Genomic DNA, 24,235 nt, shown 5'->3' with positions numbered 1-24,235 from the left:
CGCCGGGGCACCTTCCTTAAGTTAGACGGGGGTCCGGATGGAAAAGGATATTGCAATCGACGCACGCGGCGTCTGGAAGATCTTCGGCGCACGCTCCGCCGAGGCGCTGAAGGCGATTCACGCCGAAGGGCTGACCAAGCCGCAGGTGCTGGAGCGGTTCAACTGCGTGGTCGGCGTCGCCGATGCCAGCTTCCAGATCGAACGCGGAGAGCTGTTCTGCGTGATGGGCCTGTCGGGCTCCGGCAAATCGACGCTGGTGCGCCATGTGAACCGGCTCTTGGAGCCGACCGACGGCCATATCTACATCAACGGCGACGATGTGATGGGGCTCAACGCCGAAGGCCTGCGCGATCTGCGCAACCGCCGGGTTGCGATGGTGTTCCAGAACTTCGGCCTGATGCCCCACCGCACGGTGCGCGACAATGTGGCGATGCCGCTGGAAATCCGCGGCACCGGCAAGGCCCGCCGCTGGGAGGAAGCCGACCGGGTGCTGGAACTGGTGGAGCTGTCGGGCTGGGAGGACAAATACGCGCACGAGCTGTCGGGCGGCATGCAGCAGCGCGTCGGACTGGCCCGCGCCATCGCCTCCGACCCCGAGATCCTGCTGATGGACGAACCGTTTTCGGCGCTGGACCCGCTGATCCGCAAACAGCTGCAGGATCAGTTCATGGAACTTTCCCGCAAGTTGGGCAAGACCACCATGTTCATCACCCATGACCTCGACGAGGCGATCCGCATCGGCCACCGCATCGCCATCATGAAGGACGGCCGCATTGTGCAGATCGGCACCCCGGAGGAGATCATCCTCAACCCCGCGGATGACTACGTGGCGGATTTCGTGGCCGGCATCTCCAAGCTCAACATGATCTTCGCCCATTCGGTGATGAAACCGGTGGCCGAGTTCGAGGCCACCCACGGCGCCCTGCCCGCCGACGCCAGGGAGGCGCGGCCCGACATGGACCTGAGCGACCTGATGGAGCTGGCGGTGGACGGCCACGGCATCGTCAAGGTGGCGGATGATGGCGCCACCGTCGGGGTAATCAACCGCGCGGGCCTGATCCGCGCCATTCAGGACAGCCAGGCGTAAGGAGAAGGGTGATGAAACACATCGACCAATCACAGATCAATCCGGAAACCGCCGGACGCCTGAATGCGCTGGTGGGCGAATTCACCGGCCAGTCGCAGGCCTATTACCAGCGGGTCTTCAGTTACATGATGGAGGCGCCCGGCTACCGCTTCACCCTGAACCGCGCCGCCGCTCTGCTGGGGCCTGTCTGGTTCGGCGCCCGGGGCCTGTGGTCCTGGTTCCTGGGCTTTCTGCTGCTGGAAACGCTGGCCTATATCCAGATCGCGATGGGGCTGTTCGGCGACCTCGGCCGGGACTCCCGCCTGCGCGCGGAGCAGATCGCCCAGACGCTGGACCTGCGGCACCAGCAGATCGCCGCGGCAGAGGCCTCCGGTTCCTCCTCGCTGGACTCCCTGAAACGCGCGGCAGAGTCGCTGGAGGCGGCGCTGACCGGGGCGCAGCAGGCCGCGGCAGCGGCCAATGCCAGCGGCACCATCTACCTGATCGCCGGCGCGGCGCTGCTGCTTGCTGTCAAATTCCTGGCGGCCTCGCTCGCGAACTGGACGCTGGAGGGGCAGTTTGCCCGCTGGCGCTCCGACCACCGCGTCGCCAGCGGCTGGTCGCTACCGCGGCTGATCGTCTCCGCCGTGCTGACGGCCGCCGTTGTTGTGCTGTCGGCGCTGAAATTCGCGATGCCCGATGCCTTCTCGCTGCTGAACGCCTTCCCCACCAACCGCGACTGGCGGCTGAACGTCGGCGACGGGGTGCAGGCAGCGTTCGACTGGACCAAGACCTCGGGCCGCGGCTTCTTTGACGGGCTGACCGCGGGGATGCGCACGCTTCTGGACTGGATCGAGGTGGTGCTGGTCGATACCCCCTGGCCGGTGGTGGCGCTGGTCATCGTGATGCTGGCCTACCTGTCGGCGGGCGCAAGGGTGGCGATCTTCACCGGCGCGGCACTGGCCTATCTGGGCCTCTTGGACTTCTGGGAAAAGGCGATGACCACCATTGCCCTCCTGGGCGCCGCGGCGCTGATCTCGATCACCCTGGGCATCCCGCTCGGCATCTACTGCGCCCGCCGCCCCAAGGTGTTTGCGGTGGTGCGCCCGGTGCTGGATTTCATGCAGTCGATGCCCTCCTTCGTCTACCTGATCCCGGTGGTCGCCTTCATCGGCTCCGGCAAGCCCGCGGGCGTGGTCGCCACCATGATCTTCGGCAGCCCGCCGGTGATCCGCTTCACCGTGCTGGGGCTGCAGCAGGTGCCGGAAACCGTGCGCGAGGCCGCGCTCGCCTTCGGCGCCACCCCGCGCTACCTCTTGTGGCGGGTGGACCTGCCGCTGGCGCACAAGACGATCATGGCCGGCGTCAACCAGACTATCCTGCTGTCACTGGCGATGGTGGTCGTGGCCTCGCTGATCGGCGCCAAGGGGCTGGGCGAGGACGTGCTGGAAGCGCTGCAATATGCCGCCGCCGGCCAAGGGATCCTGGCGGGCCTGGCGATCCTGTTCTGCGCCCTGATCCTCGACCGGATCGTGGCCGGCAAACGCTGACCTGCCCCGCCGCATCCGGCCTCCGCCGGGTGCGGCCCCTGCCGCCCGTTTGGCAGTTGCAGCCCCCGCGGCGGCCTCCTATGCTGGCCGCACTGGAAATGGAGATTTTATGTCCCGGTAAGGATGGGAGGCAAAATGCCTCCCGGTGCATCGCAGCCCAATGAACCGCCCGCCTCCGGCCGGAGCGCGGCGGCGCTTCTTTGCACGCGCCTTTCCCTTACCCAAGCGCCCGGGAACCGCTCGCGGCCGAGACATGAAAGACACCCCAATGACACGGGATTATTCCCAGTTCTTCCCCTCCAGCCCGCTGGACACGCAAAAGCCTTCTCTCTCCCCGCTGCAGGCCCTGGGCTGGCAGCCGCATTTCGCACAGCAGGTCAGCACCGGGGAGATGGCCGCGACACCGCCCGTCCGCATCACCGCGGTGCACCGCAACGCGCTGCACGCCACGGGCGGAGGCTTCGAGACCACCCTGCCGCCGCGCCCGGATGTTACTGTCGGCGACTGGCTGATGCTGGACCGCGCCCAGCCGCAGAACAGCCGGCTGCTCACGCGCACCAGCCTGATCCGGCGGCGGGCGCCCGGCACCGGCCGGCAGGAGCAGCTGATCGCGGCCAATATCGACACCGCCTTTGCCGTCACCTCCTGCAACCAGGATTTCAACACCGCCCGGCTGGAACGCTACCTGGCGCTGATGCTGGAGGCGCAGATAACCCCGGTCATCGTGCTGACCAAGACCGACCTGACTGATGATCCGCAGGCCTATGTTCAGGCCGCCCGCGCCATCTCGGAGATGGCCGAGGTGGTCGCGCTGGACGCCCGCGGCGGCGAGGCGCAGACCGCACTCGCGCCCTGGTGCAAACCCGTCAGCACGGTGGCCTTTCTCGGCTCCTCCGGCGTCGGCAAATCCACCCTGGCCAACGCGCTGCTCGGCACAAGGGCCATCGCCACGCAGGCGATCCGCGAGGACGACGCCAAGGGCCGCCACACCACCACCCACCGCGAGCTTCACAAGGCCCCGAACGGCTGCCTGATCCTCGACACCCCCGGCATGCGCGAGCTGCAGCTGACCGATGCCGCAGACGGGATCAGCAGCCTGTTTGCGGGCATCACCGAACGGGCGGCCCAGTGCCGGTTCAGCAACTGCCGCCACGACAGCGAACCGGGCTGCGCCGTGCTGCAGGCCGTCGAACAGGGGGAAATCGAGCAGGCGCAGCTGGACCGCTGGCGCAAGCTGACGGCAGAGGACGCCTTCAACTCCGCCACGCTGGCGGAGCGCCGCGCCCGCGGCAAGGCCTTTGGCAAGATGGTCCGCAGCGCAAAGAAAATCAAAGAAACGCGGAGGTAACGTGATGCAGGCCTCGAAAACCGGCCAGATCGTCTGGCATGACCTGTTCACCCCGGACCGGACAGGCGCGATGGAGTTCTACCGGCAGGCTGCCGGCTGGAGCTACCAGACCGAACGGGCCACCGATTTCGCCTGGGGCGGCGGTGAAAAGCAGTTTGTCCTGGCACTCCTGGACGGCGAGGCAGGGGCGGGGTTCGCGGAAACCCCGCCCGGCCTTCCGGACGGCTGGATCCCCTATGCCGAAGTGGCCGATGTCGACGCGGCCGCGGCGCAGGCCGAACATCTGGGCGGAGACATTCTCCGCCCCCCGTTCGAGGTGCCCGGCGTCGGCCGCAACGCGCTGCTGCGCGATCCCTTGGGGGCGCTGCTTGGCATTTCGCTCTCACGCCACAGCTTCCCTGCGCCAGCCCGGCAATTCGGCCCCGAGGTCTACTTGTCAAACGGCGCGGGCTTCCCTGCGGATTTCTATGCCGCGGTCTGCGGCTGGCAGCTGCAGGCGGCACAGGCGCAAGCGCAAGCGCAAGCGCAGGCAGCAGTGCCCATCCGCGGGCCTTCGAACAATCTTGCCGGCTGGCACCTGACGCATGTCTTGCCGCCGCTTCCCCGCCCAGCTTGGGTTCCGAACATCAAAACCGCCTCTGCCGCCGGCGCGCGTCTGGCCGCCGAAGCGCTGGGAGCCCGATTTGCAGGCGAGGCCGCGCTGCCGGGCACGCAGCCCGCTTGCTTCCTGATGCAAACGCCCGGCGGCGCGCCGGTTGTGTTCAGCACGGCCCCGGTCAGCGACGGCCCAGTGAGCACATCCGGCTGACCCCAGTTGCTAGATATGCAGCGCCTGCCCCAGTGCTCTGAGGCAGGCCTCCTGCAGGGCTTCCGACTGGGTTGGATGGGCATGAATCGTCGCGCCGATGTCCTCCAGACAGGCGCCCATTTCAATGGCCAGCGCAAAGGCGGCGGAGAGTTCAGACACCCCTGCCCCAACCGCCTGCAGGCCCATCACCGCATGGTCGCTCTCGCGCCAGACAACCCGGATAAAGCCGTCCTCGCGCTCTGCCGTCAGCGCCCGCCCGTTGGCCTGCTGCGGAAACAGCGTGGCGGCGGTGCCCTCCGCCTCCCCCGGCAGGGCGCCGCAGGCCACCACTTCGGGGTCGGTAAAGCAGACCGCGGGGATCGCCCGCTTGTCCCATTCAACCGCATGGCCCGCGATATGCTCCGCAACCATTTCGCCCTGCGCCATGGCGCGATGCGCCAGCATCGGCTCGCCGGTCACATCGCCGATCGCATAGATGCCGCGCATCGACGACTGGCAATGGCTGTCGATTTTGACAAACGGCCCGTCCTGGGTCAGCGCCAGTTCCTCGATGCCGATCCCGGCGGTGCGGGGGCGGCGGCCGACGGTCACCAGCACCTTTTCCGCCGCCACATCGCCCTGATCCGTGTTCAGGCTGCCGTTTTCATAGCCCAGTGCCCTGGTGCCGGTTTTCACCGCCACCCCCAGCCCCTCCAGACGCGCCTCGACCGGGCGGGTCAGCTCCCTGTCATACAGCGGCAGGATACGGTCTTCCGCCTCGACCACCGTGACCCTGGCGCCGAGTTTGGCAAAGGCGGTGCCAAGCTCCAGCCCGATATAGCCGCCGCCGACCACCGCCAGGCTGTCCGGCACCTGTGTCAGCTCCATGGCCTCGGTTGAGGACAGGATGGGGCCGCCGAACGGGAGGTCCGGCAGCTCCACCGGGGCAGCGCCGGAGGCAATCACGATGTATTGCGCATGGATCACCTGGCCGTCGCCATTGCCGTTCACCGACACTGTCTTGCCATCCAGAAACCGGGCCCGGCCCTGCACAAACCGCACCCCGGCCTTTTTCATCAGCGCCGAAACGCCGCTGTTCAGACGCTGCACGATGCCGTCCTTCCAGGCCACTGTTTCGGCGAAATCAATCGCGGGCACCCCGCAGCTGATCCCCAGCGGCCCCTGCGGCGCATGGGCGATGCGGTGAAACTCCTCAGCCGCGTGGATCAGCGCCTTGGAGGGGATGCAGCCGACGTTCAGGCAGGTGCCGCCGGGCTTGCCTTCGTCTACCACGATGGTGTCGATGCCCAGCTGGCCTGCGCGGATGGCGCAGACATAGCCGCCAGGGCCTGCGCCGATGATCAGAAGCTTGCATTTCAAATCAGACATTCAGCCCTCGACAAACAGCATCGCTGGGGTTTCCAGCAGGGATTTCAGTTTCTGCACAAAGACCGCCGCGTCCCAGCCGTCGACCACCCGGTGATCGAATGAGCAGGACAGGTTCATCATCTTGCGCGGCCGGAACTGCTGGCCGTCCCAGACCGGCCGGATCTGCATCTTGTTGACGCCGACGATGGCCACCTCCGGGTAGTTCACGATCGGGGTTGTGGCGATGGCGCCCAGCGGCCCCAGCGAGGTGATGGTGATGGTGCCGCCGGTCAGTTCTTCCCGCTTGATCGAGCCGTCGCGAGCGGCCTCCGCCAGCCGCTGGATCTCGGCGGCATTGTCCCACAGGCTGCCCGCCTCGGCATGGTGCACCACCGGCACATTCAGACCCTGCTCCGTCTGGGTGGCGATGCCCACGTGCACGCCGCCATGACGGTGGATCACCCCGCCCTCGTCATCGAAACGCGCGTTCAGCCCGGGCTGCTCGCGCACCGCCTCGACGATGGCGCGGATCAGGAAGGGCAGCAGCGTCAGCTTGGGGCGGCTGCCCTCGTGTTTCTTGTTCAGCGCCGCGCGCAGATCCTCCAGCGCGCCCATCTCCACCTCCTCGACGATGGTGATATGCGGAATCTGGCGTTTCGACTGCGCCATCTTCTCGGCGATCTTGCGGCGCATACCGACAACCCGGATGTCCTCGACGCCGGTGTTGCGGCCGCGGGTGACGCCGCCCTGCTTGATGCCGCCCGAAGCGATCCAGTTGTCCAGATCCTCATGGCTGATGCGCCCGGCAGGGCCGCTGCCGGGCACCTGCCGCAGGGTCACCCCCTCGGCCCGCGCCCGCGCCCGCACTGACGGCGAGGCCAGCGGCTTGGCGCCTTCCGGCCGCGGCAGCCGGTGCCCCGCTTTCTTCGCGGCAGGCGCCGGGGCGGGGACCGGCTCGGGTTCAGTACCCGGTTCAGGCTCAGTGCCCGGCTCAGGTTCCGGCGCGGGTGCGGCAGCTGGCGCGCCGGGGTCCGCGCCGGCGGCATTGCCTGCGCCCGCCACCTCCAGCCGCACCAGAACGCCGCCGACCGGGATCATCGCGCCGATCTCGCCGCCCAGCTCCAGCACCTTGCCGTCGGCAGAGGACGGCACCTCCACCGCCGCCTTGTCGGTCATCACCGCGGCCAGGATGTCATCCTCCCGGACGATATCGCCCGGCTTCACATGCCATTCGATCAGCTCCGCCTCGGCGACGCCCTCCCCGACATCGGGCAGGCGGATTTCAAAGACCCCCATGGCTCAGTCCTCCATGACTTTCTTGAGCGCCTCGCCGACCCGGCCAGGCCCCGGAAAATACTCCCACTCCTGCGCGTGCGGGTACGGCGTGTCCCAGCCGGTCACCCGGATCACCGGCGCCTCCAGGTGGTAGAAACAATGCTCCTGCACCAAAGACATCAGCTCCGCCCCGAAGCCGGAGGTGCGGGTCGCCTCATGCACGATCACGCAGCGGCCGGTCTTCTGCACCGACGCCACGATGGCCTCCAGATCCAGCGGCATCAGGCTTCGCAGGTCGATCACCTCCGCATCCACGCCGGTCTCCTGCGCCGCCGCCTCGGCCACGAACACCATCGTGCCATAGGCCAGCACCGTCACCTCAGTGCCCTCGCGGCGGATGGCCGCCTTGCCCAGCGGCACAATATCATCCCCGTCCGGCACATCACCCAGCGGATGGGTCTTCCAGCTTTCGACCGGCTTGTCGTGATGGCCGTCAAATGGCCCGTTATAGAGCCGCTTTGGCTCGAAAAAGATCACCGGATCCGGGTCGGCAATGGCCGCCAGCAGCAGCCCCTTGGCATCGCGCGGATTGGACGGCATCACCACCTTCAGCCCCGACACATGGGTAAACAGCGCCTCCGGGCTCTGGCTGTGGGTCTGGCCGCCGAAAATGCCGCCGCCGGTGGGCATCCGGATCACCAGCGGGCAGGTGAAATCGGCGTTGGAGCGGTGCCGCAGCCGGGCCGCCTCCGAGACGATCTGGTCATAGGCCGGATAGACATAATCCGCGAACTGGATTTCGATCACCGGCTTCAGCCCGTAGGCCGCCATGCCGATGGCGGTGCCGACAATGCCGGATTCATTGATCGGCGCATCAAAGCAGCGGGATTTGCCGTATTTCTCCTGCAGCCCGGCGGTGCAGCGGAACACGCCGCCGAAAAACCCGACATCCTCGCCAAAGACGACAACCCGGTCATCCGCCGCCATCGCCACGTCATGCGCCTCGCGGATGGCTTCGATCATGGTCATCTGCGCCATCTCAGAACCCCGCCTCCTGCCGTTGCCGGATCAGATGCGGCGGCATGGTCTCATAGACGCCTTCGAACATGTCGCGCGGGCTGGGCGTCTTGCCGGCGCTCAGCGTGCCAACCGCTTCCGCCTCTTTCTGCGCGGCCCTCACGGTGTCCAGCACCTCCGCCTCGGCCTGGGCGTGGCGGTCCTCGCTCCATTCCCCGATGGCAATCAGATGCTTCTTCAGCCGCTCGACCGGGTCGCCCAGCGGCCAGGCCGCCGCCTCGCGCCGGGACCGGTAGGCAGAGGGATCGTCGCTGGTGGAATGGCCGCCCGCGCGGTAGGTCACATGTTCGATCAGGGTCGGCCCGTGCCCGCGCCGGGCCCGCTCGCAGGCCCATTTCGCCACCGCATGCACCGCCAGGTAATCGTTGCCATCCACCCGGACCGAGGCAATGCCGAACCCGTGGCCGCGGGCGGCAAAGGTGCCGACCCCGCCGCGGGCAATGCCCTGGAAGGTGGAAATGGCCCATTGGTTGTTGACGATGTTCAGCACCACCGGCGCGTTGTAGGTCGAGGCAAACACCATCGCCGCGTGAAAGTCGTTCTCGGCGGTGGAGCCGTCGCCGATCCAGCCTGCCGATATCCGGGTATCACCGGATATCGCCGAGGCCATGGCCCAGCCGACCGACTGCACAAACTGGGTGCCCAGATTGCCGGAAATCGTGAAGAACCCGTGTTCCTTGGAGGAATACATGATCGGCAGCTGGCGGCCGTGCAGCGGGTCTTCGGCGTTGGAATAGATCTGGTTCATCATCGTGACCATCGGATAGCCGCTGGCGATCAGCAGCCCGGCCTGGCGGTAGGTCGGGAAGTTCATGTCACCCGGCTCCAGCGCGCGGCTGAAGGCGCAGCTCACCGCCTCCTCGCCCAGATGCTGCATGTAAAAGCTGGTCTTGCCCTGCCGCTGGGCGTTCAGCATACGCGCATCAAAGGTCCGCAGCAGCAGCATGTGGCGCAGCCCCTCATGCAGCTCTTCGGTGCTCAGCGCGCCCGCCCAGTCGCCCACCGCCTCACCGTCCTTGTTGAGCACCCGCACGATGGAAAACGCCATGTCCCGGATCGCGTCCGGGTCCACGTCCACCGGCGGCCGCGGCACGGCGCCCGCGCGGGGGATCTCAAAGTCGGAAAAATCCGGGGTGTTGCCCGGGCGGCAGCCCGGCTCGGGAACGTTCAGGGATAGCGGTCCGGTATCGCTGGTCATACTGCACCTTTCTGGCTGCGGCAGCCCTGGACATTGTCCAGCAGGCTGTTCCGTTCGGGCCAGCGGTACGGCTCTGCTCTCCCGCCGCCTGCCCTGCCCCGTTTTTTACCACATAGTCCGGTAACCAATGGTTACCACGGTTGCACAGCCGCACTGATGCAGCAACCTGTGCATGCCAGAAAGCCGCCCGGGCTGCGGCCCGGGCGGCTATCGGAAGCATCACAGCGGCGCGGAGAATCCCGCAGGGGTGTCAAGCGTAGTGCTTGTTCCGGGACATCTTGCCGATGCCGGGGTTCATGCTGTTGGTGGGGTCCACCGATTTGTAGAACGCCGCCAGGTCCGGCTTGGCCGGATACAGGTGGCCGACATTGTGCTCTGCCGGGTATTCCGCCCCGCGCTTGTCGAGCAGCGCCAGCATCTTCTCCTTCAGCGCTTTCGGGTCGGCGCCCTTCTTCACGATGTAATCCTGATGCAGCACGTGGCACATGAAATGGCCGTAATAGAGCCTGCTCACCAGCTGGTCCGCGATTTCCGGCGGCAGTTCCTCGAACCAGTCCTGATCGTTGCGGCGCAGGGCAATGTCCAGCGCGATGATGTCCTCCACCTCCGAGCGGTGGACCGCCATGTAGCGCACCGCGGCGCCGGCGGCGGCAAAGCGGTGCAGCCCCGCCAGCTTGGCTTCGCGCGGGGTGCATTCGAAATAGCTGAGCGCGCCGTCATCGGCCATCTCCTCCAGCAGGGCGCGGGCCTCACCAATGCCGCCATCGCGCATCTTGAGGATCAGGTGATGCGGGTGCGACTGGCGGAACGCCCGCATCCGCCGCGGCAGGATATCCGGCCACATGCCGGACAGCGCCTGCATTACCCGGTCGGTCAGATTGCCAAGCCCCGGAATGCCGGCCAGCCGCGCATCCACCGCACCCTTCAGGGCAAAGAACATCGGCAGCCGGTCGGTGCCCAGCTTGTCGATCATCACCATGGTGTCCTTGCCGTAACGGTCCGACAGGTCAAAGACATCCCGGTGCATGTATTCGGCGCTGACCGGCAGATTTGTGAACTCGGCCAGAATGCGGCGGCGCAGGGCGGTCAGCGCCGCCGTGGTTTGGCTGCCCACGTAGAAGGTCAGCTCCTCATCGTTCTTCGGATAGGTATCCAGCCGCACCGCAAACACCGCCAGCTTGCCCGCACAGCCGGCCGCCTCATACAGCCGCGACTTGTCGGCATTGAACCGCGCCGGGGTCGGCGCGTCGATGTCGCGGACCCGCCGTGCATAAGAGGTGTCCGAGGCTTTCAGGTTGCCGGTCTCAATATCCTCAGGGCTGTAATCGCCGTTCTGCAGCCGGGTCAGGATCTCCTCCGGGCTGCCGCCCAGGTTTAAGCCAAGGTGGTTGACCAGCTCCAGCTGCTCCTCCGGGGTGATGCGGGCAAACAGCGACAGCTCGGTATAGGACGGCCCCCGTTCCACCAGCGAGCCGCCGGAGTTGTTGCAGACGCCGCCCACGATGGACGCCCCTATGCAGGAGGAGCCGATCACCGAATGCGGCTGGCGGCCCAGCGGGTCCAGCAGCTTTTCCAGCGCAAACAACGTGCTGCCGGGGAAGCTGACGACCTGCCTGCCGCCGTCCAGCAGCTGCAGCTGGTCCATCCGCCGGGTGTTGATCAGCACCACGTCCCGGTCATAGCTGCCCTTGGGGGTGGAGCCCTCGGTCAGCCCGGTGTTGGCCGCCTGCATGATGACGATCTTGTCAGCGGCGACGCAGGCCTGCAGCACCTTCCACTGCTCCAGCAGGGTTGCGGGCCGGACCACCGCCAGCGCCTCCCCCTCGCCCGAGCGGAACCCCTTGCGGAACCGCCGTGTGGCGCGGGCGCTGGTCAGCACATGGCGGCGCCCGCAGATGGATTTCAACGTCCGGATCAGTTCTGCATCGGTCATCACAGCCACCTTTCCCTGCTCAGTAAGCCACAGATGGCAGCCAGGTTGCCAGTGCCGGCCACAGGTAGACGAACATCAGGCCGGTCAGCTGCAGCAGCACGAAGGGAATGATGCCCTTGTAGATATGGCCCAGGCGGATCTCCGGCGGGCAGACGCCCTTGAGGTAGAACAGCGCAAAGCCAACCGGCGGCGTCAGGAAGGACGTCTGCAGCGTCACCGCCACCAGGATCACGAACCACACCAGCGCCGGCTCATCGATGGCGCCGAAACCGGGGATATCCAGGCCCAGCCCGTTCACGATCGGGCGCATCAGCGGCAGCACGATCAGGGTGATCTCGATCCAGTCCAGCACAAACCCCAAGAGGAACACGATGAACAGGATCATGAAGACGGTGCCCTCGGGGCCGAAACCGGTGCCCTGGATCATCTCCTCGATCAGCGCATCACCGCCCAGCTCCCGCAGCACATAGGAAAACACCGTCGCGCCCAGGAAGATCGCAAAGATATAGGCGGTGGTGTTGAAGGTGGCCTTGAGCACGTTGACCAGCTTCGCCAGCGTCAGCTTGCGGTAGCCAAGCGCCAGCAGCGTCGCCCCCAATGCCCCCACACCAGAGGCCTCGGTCGGCGTGGTGAGACCTGCAAAAATAGAGCCTAACACGGCCAGAATCAGCGCCAATGTCGGCAGCACCGCAATCAGCACGTCCTTGACCGCCGCCCAGTCCGGACGCTTGGCCCCCGCAGGCACCGGGGCCACGTCGCGTTTGATCAGCGCAATCACAAAGATATAGGTGAGGTACAGCGCGCCGATGATCACGCCCGGAAACACCGCGGCCATGAACAGATCGCCGACGCTCAGCGCCATCTGGTCAGCCATGATCACCAGCATGATCGAAGGCGGGATCAGAATACCCAGGGTGCCGGAGGCCGACACCACGCCCGCCGCCAGCGCAGGCGAATACTTCTGCTCCATCATCGACGGCAGCGACAAGACGCCCAGCAGCACCACCGATGCACCGATGATGCCGGTGGAGGCCGCCAGGATGATGCCGATCATGGTGACAGTGATCGCCAGCCCGCCGCGCACGGTGCCGAACAGGCGCTGCATCGCCCCCATCAGCCGTTCCGCCACGCCGCTTTCATCCAGCATCAGCCCCATGAAGATGAACATCGGCAGCGCCACCAGCACCGCGTTCGACATTGTGGCATAAACCCGGTTCACCACCGCGCCCAGCGTCAGGTAATCCAGCCCGGTCAGGGTTTCCTCCAGCCCGGTCCAGTTCATCATGCCGTTGTCGAACAGATAGGCCAGCCCGCAATAGGCCACCCCTACCCCGGCCAGCGTCCAGGCCACCGGAAAGCCGGTGAACAGCAGCGCAATGAAGGTCAGGAACATGGCGATGACCAGCTTTTCCTCGGTGCTCTCCACCAGGAAGGTCAGCGCCGTTGCCACGACCGCAAAGCCAAGGAGCGCCCAGATCACCAGCCGCAGGCTTTTCCCGGCGCGTTCCTCTGCCGGGCCTGCCAGCAGCGCGTGGCCGTCATGGATCAGCCGCGCCAGCGCCGCTGCCGCCAGCATAACAAAGCTCAGCGGGATCACCGCCTTCAGCGCCCAGCGGGCGGGCAGGCCGGTCGGGCTGTCGGAACGTTCGTTCACCCGCCAGCTTTCATAGAAATAGTCGTAGCCCTGATCGATCATCAGATAGATGAACGGCACCAGCAGGGTCAGGATGCCGATCACCTCGATGATCCTCCGGGCGCGGCGGCTCAACTGCATGTGCAGCACGTCGACCCGCACATGGCTGTCTGTGACCAGCGCATAGGAAATGCCGATCATCGTCACCAGCCCGTAGAAATGCCACTGGATCTCGTCCAGCTTGGGATAGTTCTGGTTCAGAAGGTAGCGCAGCGCGACCTGTGAAACGATGGCCAGCACCAGCAGCAGGTTGGCCCACATCACCAGGTTGCCGGTGCCCTTGACCGCGTTGTCTATCCACACCGCCAGCCGCTGCCGGTCCTCGTCGCCGTGCTCAAGGATCTCTTCGTAGCGTTCGATCGGGTCGTCCTGCAGATGCAGATTCTCGGCCATGGTTTCCTCCTCCGGAACGTGGCGTGCGCGGACGTGAATGCGCCCGTATCAGTCAGGGAAATGACGAAAATCGGGAAAGGCGGGGCGGCGGGAATATGGCCGCCCCGAGGTCGCGCAAGCGGGTTACTTGCGCGGGAGGAATGCGTTTTCCTTCCAGACCGCATACCCTTCACGGAAGGTCTGCATGTCCAGCAGCACGCGGCCGAAGAACTGATCGTTGGTGGCCTCTTCCGCGGCGACCTCATCCCAGGTGGCGCGGAACAGCTCCAGCATCTGGTCGTCCCACTGCTTGATCTGCACGCCGTTGTTTTCGACGTTGTCGATCAGCGCCTCGTGCTGGATCGCCTCGCCTTCGGCAAAGCTGTCGGCCATCGAGGCCTTGCAGGCGTTTTCGATGATCGCCTTGTGCTGTTCGCTGGCTTCGTTCCAGACGTCCTTGTTCACCAGCAGTTCGAACACGGTGGCCTGCTGGTGCCAGCCGGGGAAGTAGTTGTATTTCACCAGCTTGTGGAAGCCGAGACGGGCGTCAATGGCGGGCATGGAGAACTCGGTGGCGTCGATGGCGCCTTTCTCCAGCGCCGGGAAGATCTCGCCGCCCGGCAGCAGTGAGGTGGCAACGCCCAGCTTCTGCATCACCTTGCCGCCCAGGCCGAAGAACCGCATCTTCAGGCCGTTCAGGTCCTCGGCGCTGTTGATCTCCTTGGCGAACCAGCCGGAGGTCTCCGGCGCGATCACCGCACAGGGCAGCACCTTCACGTTATAGCCCGCCTGGTCGTACATTTCCTGATACAGTGTCATGCCGTTGCCGTAGTAGAGCCAGGCCATGTATTCGCCCGCTTCCGGGCCGAAGGGCACGGCAGAGAACAGCGGGGCGGCCGGGATCTTGCCCGCCCAGTAGCCGGCGGTGGTGTAGCCGGAGTTGATCTTACCCGAAGACACCGCGTCGAGGATCTCGAACGGCGGCACCAGCTTGCCGGGCTCATAGACTTTCATTTTCAGGCTGCCGCCGGACATCAGGTCCAGCTGCTCGGCCACCCGCGGGATCGGCGAGCCGAGGCCCGGCAGCGAGGTCGAAAAGGCAATCGGGGTTTTCAGCAGCAGCTTGTCGGCGGCCTGTGCGGCAGGGGCTGCCAGCAGCGATGCGGCCACGGCAAGCGAGGTCAGGGTCTTTTTCATGGGGTCTCCTCCGGGTTCAGTCCGGCCGCTCCTCCGGCCGCAGATCCTACCGCTGATGCGGCATGACTGGTAAATATTGTTGACCACACAATTCAGTCAACAACTTTATTTACCACTGAGCAGGTTGGCAGCGGGATCGCGAGGCGGGCGAAACCGCATGTTTTTTCGGCACTTTGAAGACGGGTCCAGGAAAGATTGTTTTCTTTCATAATATTGCCTCGAAGCCGGGCATCCGTATTTCTGGGTAGATCGGCTTGCAGTTTTGCGGGGCAGTGGTAAAGTTTCAGAATGACCTCTGTTCCGAGGTTTCCCAGCATCTAAGTGGACGCCATGACCGACATCCGCCCGTTTGACCCCGTTGGACACGAATCAATTGCCGATGCCGTGGTCGAGCAGATTGAGACGATGATCGTCGACGGCATCCTCAAGGAAGGCCGCAAACTGCCCTCCGAGCGGGAGCTGGCAGAGGCCATGGGGGTCTCGCGCCCCAAGCTGCGCGAGGCGCTGCAAACGCTGGAAAGCCGCGGCCTGGTCAATGTCCGCCACGGCGAGGGCACCTTCATCGCGCCGCTCACCGGCCGCGCGATGTCCCCTGCCCTGCTATCGCTCTACACCCGCCACGGCGGCGCCTTCTACGACTACCTGGAATACCGCCGCGAGCAGGAGGCCTTTGCCAGCCGCCTGGCCGCAACCCGCGCCACCGAATCCGACAAGGCGCGGCTGGCCGAGATCGTCGCCGACATGCAGACCGCCTGGGAGAACGATGACCAGGACGCCAGCCAGGAGGCCGACTTCCGCCTGCACACCGCGGTGGTCGATGCCAGCCAGAACACCACCCTGATCCACATGATGGCCTCGGTCTACGACCTGACCCGGCAGGGGGTGTTCTACAACCGGGAGTTCCTGCGCACTATGGATGGCACCGGCGCGGAGCTGCTGAAACAGCACAAGGAGATCGCCCAGGCGATCATCGACGGCGACCCGGACCGCGCCGAGGCCGCTGCCCGGCGCCACATGGATTTCGTCGAGGAATCCTTCCGCGCAGGCCAGGAACAGCAGGCCCGCGAAATCCGCGCCGCCAAGCGGCGGCAGCTGACCAGATAGGTCTCCCCTCCTCCGCTGCCGCGGCGTGCTGAGCCTGGGCGGCTATGGCCCATCAAGGCCGCACTGCCGGATCTCCGGCGATACCTTCGAAAACATGCTGCGCGGGGACCGCTCAGACGGGATCGGACTGCGCCCGTTTAACCGCCTTTCTGGTGATCTCCGCCGCTTCGCCAGCCGCTTCCCCGACTGCTTCGGCTTCCGTCTCACTGGCATAGCGGGCGCAGCGGGACATCATGCCGAACCATTCCCGGCCGTCTTCGGCGATGCGCTCTGCCGAATGGCGCTGCCACTCTGTGAAGGCTTCAAACGCATCGGCCGGGCGCGAAGGATCGGCTGACACCACGGTGCGGGCCGCGTCCAGCGCCGTGCGCGCTGCCTCGTGGCGGCGCTCGAACCAGTGGCGGGTGAACTCTTCTGCTTCATCCAGGATCTTCTCCTGGACATTCCAGAACTGCTCAACCTGCGGCTTGTACATCGGGTTAAACAGCATTGCGCTCTGAAGCGGCTTCAAGGCTTCCGCAAAGAGCCCCGGGGTTCTGTCTGTTGCTTTTCCGGACATCGGTGCACCTCCTGGCATAGGAATCGGCTTCTGCTCCATTGTGCCATCTGGGCGGCGGAACCGCCTTAACGAAAATCAAACGGACCCCAAAATCACGGCACCTGGCCTGATCCCGGCGGATATCTGCTCAGGGTACCCCTGCCCTACATCTGCGGAACCACCGCAGCCGGAGTTCACAGCTGTGAACTTTCTAAGCTGCGGCCTTGCGGGCGAGGGCCATGACCATCGGAGTGCTGGAAAAGTTTTCCGACATCGCCTTGGCGCTGAGATGCCGGAGGTATCCGCCGGGAGAGCGGATGTCGGCGAAGCGTTCGAGCATGGCTGCGACCACAACGGCGGCCTCAGCAGCCCCCATGGCGCGCTTGGCCTCATCCCAGACCGCGGCGGAGATGCCCATCATCGGGCGCACCGTATCGGCAGCGCGTTGAAGGTCGCCCCAATGACGGATGGCGCCGTCGGCATAGCTGCGGATTTCACCGCAGGCGGCGAGGATCAAACGAAGCGGGAGGTTCGGGCCGGTGAGCGCCGGTGCTTCAGCTGATTGAATTGAACTTTCACGAGTGACTGACCTTTCTGCTGCATGGTTCTCAGCATACGCGGTATCGTCTTTCGATTCCGTATCCCCAGCGTGCGCTGCCTTAACGGCCTGTTCAGATTCAAATGAGTCTTTCTTTGAATTCTGATAGTGGTGCTCATTTTGAGCGCCGCTGGTGCCCGGATCCTCTGCAAAAACAGCCTCCAGGTGGCTCTTGGCTTCCTGCAGCGCGGCGGTGAGGCGGGTTTGAATCTCTTCCAGCTCTGCCAGACCCAGCTTGCGGCGCAGGGCGCGGGCGGTAAGGTGGAAGAGGTCGTGGAATTGGTCCCAGACGCCAATCTCAGGACGCTCTGCCGCGCCGAGCAGCGCGAGGTTCAGCAGGTCGCGGCGCATCAGGCTGACGGTCTCGCGCAGTTGCTTGATCCGGGCCGCCAGGGTGCGCTCGGCCTCTGCGGCATCCGAAAACTCGGCGTAGCGGCGGGCGAGGGGGGAGAGGTCGAAGCCGTAGGCCACCCGTTCGCCCTGACAGCGGCGCACGTAGCGTTTGCCGTTGGGGCTGTCGCGGCGTATCAGGATGCCTGCGGATACCAGCTTGGCCATGTGGCGGCGCATGGTGGAATTGGGCATACCGTTCAGCCGCTCGCAGATTGCCCGGTTGGAGGGGTGCACCACGGTGACACCGGGCCGCGGGTCAATCTCTGTGCCGGGCAGGAAACTGATCAGCGCCTGCAGCACCGAGAGGTCGCGGTCGTTAAGGCCATGAGCCTTGCGCGCCGCAGCCAGCTCGCGCAGCGCGTCCCATTTGCTGACGGCGGATTGCATAGGGGAGTGTTCGGCAGCGGCCTGCTGGCGTTTCAGCAGGACAGCATCCACCGTTCGCCCAAAAGGCGTGAGGGGCATATATCCCATGTCATCATCACGAAAGACAAAAAAAGGACGGCCCGCGAATCGCTTTGGACTTGCGGTTGTTGGCTCCGGCCACTAACTTGAAGGTGCTAGAAACAAGTTGGTCTCGTGGAGCTTCGGTTTTGCGGGGCCTTCTTTTTTGCCTGCTCTGTGCCTCCTAAGTTATTGTTATCATTTAACCTTCGCCGCGCGACTGCCAGCGCGCGTGAAGTTCTTCAATCACTGTTTGCGCCTCGGCCTCCAGCCAGTCGGCAAAACCGCCGCCGGGGAGTTCCAGGCTGACGCCCTTGGCAGTGCGGCGCAGGGTGGCGCTGCGAAGACCGTCAACGGTGAGTGGTTGGGTAAGGGTGCGGGTCTTGCGTTCCTTTGTATCCTTCTGCGGGGCAGGGGAGGGGACTGCGGCCCGGAACACCGCCTCAAACGCCAGCACAGAGGGGTCGGCGGGTTCTGCCTCTGCGGCGCCGTTGACGGCCCGCATGGTGAAATCATCATATTCCTTTTGGGCGATGGCAATCAGCCTCTCGCGGCTGGCGCCGCTGCCGGCAATTGCCTTGGCCAGTGCATCCCAGCGCGGGCGGCCGATGCCCTGGGCCGGGCCGATGGCGCGGATCAGGTCGCCCCCGATCGCCTCGGCAATGGCGATGGCCATGGAGACGGAGGATTTGGTGACGGTCAGCACCTCGGCGACCTGCGACTGGTTGCCGAAGCCGTTTTCCACCAGTTCCTGCGCGAACAGCGCCTTTTCGATGAAGGAGAGATCGCGGCGGGCCATGTTTTCCGAAATCTGGGCACGCACGGCGGCGTCATCGTCCAGATTAGCGACCAGCGCCCGCACCTTGGTGACCTTGTCCGAGGAACGGATCGCCTCCAGCCGGCGGCGGCCGTAGACCAAGAGGTAGCGGTCGGCCTCCGAGGGATGGCGGCGCACCAGGATCGGCACAGTCTGGCCGTTGGCCTCGATCGCGTCGCGCAGGTCGATGATGTCGTTGGGGTCGAGCCGGTCGTGGACCCGGGTGTCCTCGATCTGATGCGGCTCCAGATCCCAGACCCGGTGCGAATCCACCGCATCGCGGGCAGAGCGCAGGGCGCGGTTGCTGGACATCATCGTCGTGGCCGGGGCAGGGGAGGCCACCGGCGCGCCGGCTGCGGCCAGGCTGTCGAGCATCGACAGGCGGGATTTCTTGCTGCTGGTCATGTGCGCCCCCAGGTTTCCTGAATGAGCTGGCTGATTTCGTCATTGACCGCGTTCAGGCTTTCGACCGCGCGGTCATAGGTGGAGCGGGTGAAGGCGCTGCGTTCGACCTCGTACAGGGTCTGTTTCGTCAGGCCGGCGTCGGAAATCGCGGTGGATTTCAGCATCGGCGCGTTCAGCACCTTGTCGCCGTACATGGTGCGCAGGAAGGCAACGATGCGGTTCTGCGGCGCGTCCGACGGCTCGTAGCGCGTGAGAAGGTAGCGCATCCAGTCGTGGCTCATGTCGGCGCCGCTTTGCGCGATCACGTCCATCAGGTCGGCGGTCATGCGCAGGAATTGCGACATCGACATCACGTCGAGCATTTCCGGGTGGATGGTGACCAGCACGCCGGTGGCGGCGGAGAGCGCCGACATGGTGAGGAAGCCGAGCTGCGGCGGGCAGTCGATCACCACCACGTCATAGTCGGAATCGACCTGTGTTAGAGCCTCTTTTACCCGGAAGAAGAACAGCCCGGCGCTGCCCTGGGCAAGCGCGCGGGGGGTGTCGTGTTCGAACTCCATCAGTTCGAGGTTGCCGGGGATCAGGTCGAGGTTGGGGATATAGGTCTTGCGGATCACCGAGGAGATCGGCGCCGGGTCGTCATAGCGGATGGCGTCGTAAAGGGTGCCGCCGTCCTTGAGGTCGAACTCCGGCTGGACGCCGTGCAGGGCGGTCAGCGAGGCCTGCGGGTCGAGGTCGATCGCCAGCACCCGGTAGCCCTTGAGCGCCAGCCGCTGCGCCAGATGGGCGGAGGTGGTGGTCTTGCCGGAGCCGCCCTTGAAATTCATCACGCCGATGATCTGCATATGGTCGCCGTCGCGGCGGCCGGGCAGGTAGTCGCCGGGCTTGCGGGCGGTTTTCTCCAGCAGCTCGCGCAGTTCCCGGATGTTTTCCGCGGTGTACTGGCGGCGATTGCCGGCGGTGAGCTCGGGCGAGGGGCCCTTGCCGTCCAGATGCAGCTTGCGCAGGTAGGAATCATTCACTCCGAGCAGGGCCGCGGCCTCGCCGGAGGTGAATTTGCGCATGGTCTTGGAGGCGTTCGGCGGGAACAGGCTTTCGCGTTGCGCGTGCAGCTGGGCCGCAATCCATTCGGAATGCTGGCGGATCACCGCATTGAGATCCTCAGGTGTGTATGTATGATCCATCTGCCCTTGTGCCTGCCATCTGCGCCGCTCTGCCTTTTACCCGTGCCTTTGCTGCCTGGCGTGTTCACGGAAATTGGCGTTTGCCGCCTCTTTTCCGTGACTATTGGCCAAAGAGCGGGATTCGTGCAAGCGTTTTCTATAGTTGGCCGGTCCGGGTGGGTCCGGCGGCAGGCAGTCTGCGGCAGCTTCAGCGGCTGGGAAACAGGCCGGGCATCCAGTCCCCGGCCAGCGCGGCGGGGAAGTTCAGCTGCAAGGGCGCCCGCTGGGTCGGCGATTTGAGCGCGCCGGACGCCAGCAGTCCCGCCGTCACCTTGCGGGCCTGGCGGCCGCTGACGCCGAGCAGCCCGTGCACTTGGCCGCGCTCCAGGCTGCCCAGGGTAAGAGCCTCGCGCATGACGGTTTCGGCGCCGGTCAGCAGGCGCCCGGCCCGGATTTCGCCCTGGCACCAGGCCTCGACGCGGGCGCGCAGGGCGTGCGGCTGCATCAGCTGCTCCATGAAGCGGACCTGGTCGATCGAGGTCTCCAGGAAAAAGGCGGCGAATTCCGCCAGCCGCTGCTCCGAGAGGTTGCCGCGGCCGTCGGCGCCGCCGTGGCGGGGCTCATCCGCGGCCATCAGGCGCTGCTTGTACTCGGCCTCCTTGCGGGCGAGGCCGCGGGAGGCGGACCACAGGCCTTCGGAATTCACGTTCTGGCGCAGCATGGCATGGGCGACCATGCGCGACACCCGCCCGTTCAGGTCCAGGAACGGGTGCACCCAGACCAGGCGGTGATGGGCGCAGGCGGTGGCGATGATGGCGCCGCTGCGGCCCTGGGCGCCGTACATCTTGCGCATATGCGCCAGCAGCCGCGCCACCGCGCCGGGGCTGGGGGCGACGTGCTTGCCCACCTGCACATAATCCGTGCGGAAGGCGCCGGGGATGATCCGGGTCTCCTTGCCGTCCGGGCTGCGCGTGACCAGCAGGCTTTCGGGCAGGTTTTCACAGAACCGGCGGTGGATCTCCTGCAGCACGGCAGGGTCGAGGGGATGATCGGGCAGGCCGCCCTCATCAATCCATTTCTGCACCGCGATATGGGCGACCGCCTCCAGCTGGAGGTCGCGCTTTTTCCGGTCCTGGCTGAAATCCTGATTGAGGGCGCGTTCGATGTCGACCGGGTGGGTGTTGTGGCCCTCGATCAGGTTCGAGTAATAGCAGTTCATCGACCGAACCAGGCCGGCCAGCGGCGTGCGGACGGCCTCTGGCAGCGCGGCGCGCAGGCCGGAGGAGGCCATCGCCAGTTCCACCGCCAGATCATTGAGAGCAGGGCGGTGCCTGGAGGCCTCTTCGGGGATCAGGGGTTCGACGATGGTGATCGGCTCGCCATCATCCGCTAGGTCAGTCGCCATGCGCCCCTCCGCTCCGGTTCCGGGCGGTGACGCCCGAAGTGTTCCTGTTCAAGTTCCGTTTTATAACCCGTTTTAGGCCGCCGGTTAACAGGATAAAATAACAACATTTTCATCGTGTTATGAAAGCAACGGCGGGTTCATTCGGAAAAATTGTTCCGCCTTTAGTTCCGGTTTAGATTCCGGTTGTTGCATGGGCGACTGCCCTGCGGCAGCCGGAGGCAGCGGCGGGCTGGAGGGAAACTGCCGGCCTGCGGCGTTGATGCAGTTGCCGGGCACGGCCGGATTGCGGCAGGCTGGGATCAGCAGCCGGTGGCGGCTGCGGAGGGCAGAGCGCATGGCAAACCCGGTTCAGGAGAACAGCGGCGGGCCTCTTTGCGGGCTGACGCGGCAGCAGGCCGAGGCCGCGCGCCGGACCTATGGCTGGAACGAACTGCCGCAAGGCAGGCGCACCGGGCCCTTGCGGGTGTTTCTGCGCCAGTTCAGCAATTTCCTGGTGCTGATCCTGATCGCCGCCGGGATCATCGCCTTCACCCTTGGCGAATATGCCGACACGCTGGCAATCGGGCTGGTGATTGCGCTGAACGGTGTCTTGGGGTTCGTTCAGGAATGGCGGGCCGAGACCGCGCTGGAAAGCCTGCGCAACATGCTGTCGCCGCAGGCGCTGGCGATGCGTGACGGGCGCGAGCAGATTGTCCCGGCGCGGGAGCTGGTGCCCGGCGACCTGATCATTTTGGAGGCGGGCGCCCGGGTGCCGGCCGATGCACGCCTGCAGGAAGCGGCCGGGCTGCGGGTGGATGAAAGCGCCCTGACGGGAGAATCCGTTCCCATCAGCAAAGCGCCCGGCGCGGAGGACGCGGAGGTTTTTGCCGGAACGATAGTGGCCGCGGGGCGGGCACTGGCGGTGGTCACCGCAACCGGCGCACACACCTCTTTCGGGCAGATCGCCTCTCTGACCGGATCGGTAGGCCTGAAGAAGACCAATCTGCAGGTGCAGCTTGGCCGCCTGGCCCGGCAGCTGGGGTTTGCGGCGCTGGCCATTGCCACCGCGATTCTGTGCCTGGGGCTGTACATGGGGCGGGATGCGGCAGAGATGTTCATGACCGGCCTGTCGCTTTCGGTGGCGATGGTGCCCGAGGGGCTGCCGGCGGTGGTCACCATCACCCTGGCGCTGGGGGCGGCGGCGATGGTCCGCCAGAAGGCGCTGGCCCGGCGCCTGCAGGCAGTCGAAACGCTGGGCGCCGCTTCGGTGATCTGCACCGACAAGACCGGCACCCTGACCGAAAACAAGATGACCGCGACCCGGGTCTGGACGCTGGACCGCATCTATCAGGTCACCGGCACCGGCTATGACCCGGCAGGCCATATCGCCCATGAGGGGGCGGTCGTTGGAGCCCGGGAAGATGCGGTGCTGGCGGAACTGCTGGCCGCGGGGCTGACCTGCACCCATGCCAGCCTGCACCGCGAAGGGGACCACTGGCAGATGACCGGCGCCCCGACCGAGGGCGCGCTGGTCACCCTCGGCTACAAGGGCTGGGCAGAGCTGCCGCCGCCGGACACGGTGCTGGCGGAAATCCCGTTCAGCAGCGAACGCAAGCGGATGAGCGTGCTGGCGCAGGGCGGCAGCGGCGCCAAAGTCTATAGTAAGGGGGCGCCGGAGCAGGTTCTGAGCATATGCACCCAAGTCATGACGCAGGACGGCCCGCGCAGCCTGGGCGGGGAGGAGGCGGCTGCCATCACCGAAGCCTATGAAGCAATGGCAGCGGAGGGGCTGCGGGTGATCGGCCTGGCAACTGGCGCGGCGCAGGGCGAGGAGATTGAGGAAAAGGACATGACCTTCCTCGGGCTGGCCGGGCTGATCGACCCGCCGCGGCCGGAGGTGCGGGCGGCAATCGGCGCGGCCCGGTCGGCGGGCATCCGGGTGATCATGATCACCGGCGACAGCCCGCTGACCGCTGAGGCAATTGCCGGCCAGCTGGGCCTGCCCGCCGGAAAGACCCTGACCGGAGATGCGCTGGAGGCGCTGGAGGATGCGGCGCTGGACCAGCTGTTGCAGCGGGATGTGCTGTTTGCCCGCACCCGGCCCGCCCACAAGATGCGGATCGTTTCCGCCCTGCAGGGGCAGCACCAGATCGTGGCGATGACCGGCGACGGCGTCAACGATGCGCCGGCCCTGAAACAGGCGGACATCGGCGTCTCGATGGGGGTGCGGGGCACGGATGTGGCCAAGGATGCCTCTGACCTGGTGCTGCTGGACGACAATTTCGCCACCATCGTGCGGGCCATCGGCGAGGGGCGGCGGCAGTTCGGCAATGTGCGCAAGTTCGTGCGCTATCTGCTGTCGTCCAACGCGGGCGAAGTGATTGCCCTGCTGATCAACATCCTGATCGGCGGGCCGCTGATCTTTCTGGCCACCCAGATCCTGTGGATGAACTTGGTGACCGACGGGGTGACGGCGGTGGCGCTGGGGCTGGAGAAGGGCGAGCCGGACCAGATGGAACATCCGC

General features: G+C 65.8%; 18 protein-coding genes. 6 read left to right on the top strand and 12 right to left on the bottom strand.

The window, feature by feature from the left end; translation table 11 throughout:
- The first annotated feature begins 37 nt into the window (after nucleotides 1-37).
- From AB1A62_RS20380 to AB1A62_RS20365, 4 genes are all read left to right on the top strand, one after another.
- Nucleotides 38-1,087: a betaine/proline/choline family ABC transporter ATP-binding protein gene (locus tag AB1A62_RS20380; protein WP_222481899.1), complete on the top strand. Its 1,050-nt coding sequence runs from the start codon at nucleotides 38-40 to the stop codon at nucleotides 1,085-1,087.
- An 11-nt stretch (nucleotides 1,088-1,098) separates the two neighbouring features.
- Nucleotides 1,099-2,616, top strand: a complete 1,518-nt coding sequence (locus AB1A62_RS20375) for an ABC transporter permease subunit (protein WP_366663293.1) — start codon at nucleotides 1,099-1,101, stop codon at nucleotides 2,614-2,616.
- A 268-nt stretch (nucleotides 2,617-2,884) separates the two neighbouring features.
- Nucleotides 2,885-3,964, top strand: a complete 1,080-nt coding sequence (rsgA, locus tag AB1A62_RS20370) for a ribosome small subunit-dependent GTPase A (RefSeq protein ID WP_366663307.1) — start codon at nucleotides 2,885-2,887, stop codon at nucleotides 3,962-3,964.
- Between the two features lie 4 nt (nucleotides 3,965-3,968).
- On the top strand, nucleotides 3,969-4,772 hold the full coding sequence (locus AB1A62_RS20365) for a VOC family protein (RefSeq protein ID WP_366663292.1): 804 nt from the start codon (nucleotides 3,969-3,971) through the stop codon (nucleotides 4,770-4,772).
- 9 nt (nucleotides 4,773-4,781) lie between these two features.
- Here the strand turns inward: AB1A62_RS20365 and lpdA are convergent, their stop codons facing one another.
- From lpdA to AB1A62_RS20330, 7 genes are all read right to left on the bottom strand, one after another.
- On the bottom strand, nucleotides 4,782-6,140 hold the full coding sequence (gene lpdA / locus AB1A62_RS20360) for a dihydrolipoyl dehydrogenase (protein WP_366663291.1): 1,359 nt from the start codon (nucleotides 6,138-6,140) through the stop codon (nucleotides 4,782-4,784).
- Nucleotides 6,141-7,415 carry a dihydrolipoamide acetyltransferase family protein gene (locus tag AB1A62_RS20355; RefSeq protein ID WP_366663290.1) on the bottom strand — a complete coding sequence of 425 codons (1,275 nt, stop codon included), beginning with the start codon at nucleotides 7,413-7,415 and terminating at the stop codon, nucleotides 6,141-6,143.
- A gap of 3 nt (nucleotides 7,416-7,418) precedes the next feature.
- The gene (locus AB1A62_RS20350; protein WP_366663289.1) at nucleotides 7,419-8,432 is read right to left on the bottom strand and encodes an alpha-ketoacid dehydrogenase subunit beta; all 1,014 of its coding nucleotides are present in this window, start codon (nucleotides 8,430-8,432) and stop codon (nucleotides 7,419-7,421) included.
- 1 nt (nucleotide 8,433) lies between these two features.
- Complete coding sequence (locus AB1A62_RS20345) at nucleotides 8,434-9,669, bottom strand: 3-methyl-2-oxobutanoate dehydrogenase (2-methylpropanoyl-transferring) subunit alpha (RefSeq protein ID WP_366663288.1); 1,236 nt, start codon at nucleotides 9,667-9,669, stop codon at nucleotides 8,434-8,436.
- A 250-nt stretch (nucleotides 9,670-9,919) separates the two neighbouring features.
- Complete coding sequence (gene dld, locus AB1A62_RS20340) at nucleotides 9,920-11,602, bottom strand: D-lactate dehydrogenase (RefSeq protein ID WP_366663287.1); 1,683 nt, start codon at nucleotides 11,600-11,602, stop codon at nucleotides 9,920-9,922.
- A 19-nt stretch (nucleotides 11,603-11,621) separates the two neighbouring features.
- Entirely contained in the window at nucleotides 11,622-13,688 is a 2,067-nt protein-coding gene (locus tag AB1A62_RS20335; RefSeq protein ID WP_366663286.1) for a TRAP transporter large permease subunit, read from the bottom strand.
- A 123-nt stretch (nucleotides 13,689-13,811) separates the two neighbouring features.
- Nucleotides 13,812-14,864, bottom strand: coding sequence for a TRAP transporter substrate-binding protein (locus AB1A62_RS20330; RefSeq protein WP_174149117.1), 1,053 nt, complete (start codon nucleotides 14,862-14,864; stop codon nucleotides 13,812-13,814).
- Nucleotides 14,865-15,194: 330 nt separating this feature from the next.
- On the opposite strand from AB1A62_RS20330, the gene AB1A62_RS20325 reads away from it, so the two are divergent.
- Entirely contained in the window at nucleotides 15,195-15,968 is a 774-nt protein-coding gene (locus tag AB1A62_RS20325; RefSeq protein ID WP_366663285.1) for a FadR/GntR family transcriptional regulator, read from the top strand.
- A gap of 112 nt (nucleotides 15,969-16,080) precedes the next feature.
- Here AB1A62_RS20325 and AB1A62_RS20320 read toward each other — a convergent pair whose 3' ends face one another.
- The 5 genes from AB1A62_RS20320 to AB1A62_RS20300 all read right to left on the bottom strand — a co-directional run bounded on the left by AB1A62_RS20320 (nucleotide 16,081) and on the right by AB1A62_RS20300 (nucleotide 21,731).
- The gene (locus AB1A62_RS20320; RefSeq protein ID WP_366663284.1) at nucleotides 16,081-16,458 is read right to left on the bottom strand and encodes a phasin family protein; all 378 of its coding nucleotides are present in this window, start codon (nucleotides 16,456-16,458) and stop codon (nucleotides 16,081-16,083) included.
- Nucleotides 16,459-16,717: 259 nt separating this feature from the next.
- Nucleotides 16,718-17,962 (bottom strand): plasmid replication protein RepC, encoded by a 1,245-nt coding sequence (gene repC / locus AB1A62_RS20315; RefSeq protein ID WP_366663306.1) that lies wholly within the window; start codon nucleotides 17,960-17,962, stop codon nucleotides 16,718-16,720.
- A 181-nt stretch (nucleotides 17,963-18,143) separates the two neighbouring features.
- Entirely contained in the window at nucleotides 18,144-19,163 is a 1,020-nt protein-coding gene (repB, locus tag AB1A62_RS20310) for a plasmid partitioning protein RepB (RefSeq protein ID WP_366663283.1), read from the bottom strand.
- Nucleotides 19,160-20,347, bottom strand: a complete 1,188-nt coding sequence (gene repA / locus AB1A62_RS20305; protein ID WP_366663282.1) for a plasmid partitioning protein RepA — start codon at nucleotides 20,345-20,347, stop codon at nucleotides 19,160-19,162. The genes repB and repA overlap by 4 nt, the downstream gene beginning before the upstream one ends.
- 187 nt (nucleotides 20,348-20,534) lie before the next feature.
- Nucleotides 20,535-21,731, bottom strand: coding sequence for a Fic family protein (locus AB1A62_RS20300; protein ID WP_366663281.1), 1,197 nt, complete (start codon nucleotides 21,729-21,731; stop codon nucleotides 20,535-20,537).
- A 334-nt stretch (nucleotides 21,732-22,065) separates the two neighbouring features.
- Between AB1A62_RS20300 and AB1A62_RS20295 the strand changes: the two genes are divergently transcribed.
- Nucleotides 22,066-24,235, top strand: a 2,170-nt coding sequence (locus AB1A62_RS20295) for an HAD-IC family P-type ATPase (protein WP_366663280.1), incomplete at its 3' end; no start/stop codon positions are given.

The organism is Leisingera sp. JC11 (genome assembly GCF_040704725.1).
Classification (GTDB): domain Bacteria; phylum Pseudomonadota; class Alphaproteobacteria; order Rhodobacterales; family Rhodobacteraceae; genus Leisingera.
Note: the sequence above shows the minus strand (reverse complement) of the source record. Positions and strands in the feature narration are given on the sequence as shown.

Coding starts and splice junctions, on each gene's coding strand:
- AB1A62_RS20365 (WP_366663292.1), top strand. CDS start 3,969: ATGCAGGCCTCGAAAACCGGCCAGATCGTCTGGCATGACCTGTTCACC.
- rsgA (WP_366663307.1), top strand. CDS start 2,885: ATGACACGGGATTATTCCCAGTTCTTCCCCTCCAGCCCGCTGGACACG.
- AB1A62_RS20335 (WP_366663286.1), bottom strand. CDS start 13,688: ATGGCCGAGAATCTGCATCTGCAGGACGACCCGATCGAACGCTACGAA.
- repC (WP_366663306.1), bottom strand. CDS start 17,962: ATGCCCCTCACGCCTTTTGGGCGAACGGTGGATGCTGTCCTGCTGAAA.
- AB1A62_RS20345 (WP_366663288.1), bottom strand. CDS start 9,669: ATGACCAGCGATACCGGACCGCTATCCCTGAACGTTCCCGAGCCGGGC.
- AB1A62_RS20320 (WP_366663284.1), bottom strand. CDS start 16,458: ATGCTGTTTAACCCGATGTACAAGCCGCAGGTTGAGCAGTTCTGGAAT.
- AB1A62_RS20375 (WP_366663293.1), top strand. CDS start 1,099: ATGAAACACATCGACCAATCACAGATCAATCCGGAAACCGCCGGACGC.
- AB1A62_RS20325 (WP_366663285.1), top strand. CDS start 15,195: ATGACCGACATCCGCCCGTTTGACCCCGTTGGACACGAATCAATTGCC.
- repA (WP_366663282.1), bottom strand. CDS start 20,347: ATGGATCATACATACACACCTGAGGATCTCAATGCGGTGATCCGCCAG.
- AB1A62_RS20330 (WP_174149117.1), bottom strand. CDS start 14,864: ATGAAAAAGACCCTGACCTCGCTTGCCGTGGCCGCATCGCTGCTGGCA.
- AB1A62_RS20350 (WP_366663289.1), bottom strand. CDS start 8,432: ATGGCGCAGATGACCATGATCGAAGCCATCCGCGAGGCGCATGACGTG.
- dld (WP_366663287.1), bottom strand. CDS start 11,602: ATGACCGATGCAGAACTGATCCGGACGTTGAAATCCATCTGCGGGCGC.
- AB1A62_RS20380 (WP_222481899.1), top strand. CDS start 38: ATGGAAAAGGATATTGCAATCGACGCACGCGGCGTCTGGAAGATCTTC.
- AB1A62_RS20300 (WP_366663281.1), bottom strand. CDS start 21,731: ATGGCGACTGACCTAGCGGATGATGGCGAGCCGATCACCATCGTCGAA.
- lpdA (WP_366663291.1), bottom strand. CDS start 6,140: ATGTCTGATTTGAAATGCAAGCTTCTGATCATCGGCGCAGGCCCTGGC.
- AB1A62_RS20355 (WP_366663290.1), bottom strand. CDS start 7,415: ATGGGGGTCTTTGAAATCCGCCTGCCCGATGTCGGGGAGGGCGTCGCC.
- repB (WP_366663283.1), bottom strand. CDS start 19,163: ATGACCAGCAGCAAGAAATCCCGCCTGTCGATGCTCGACAGCCTGGCC.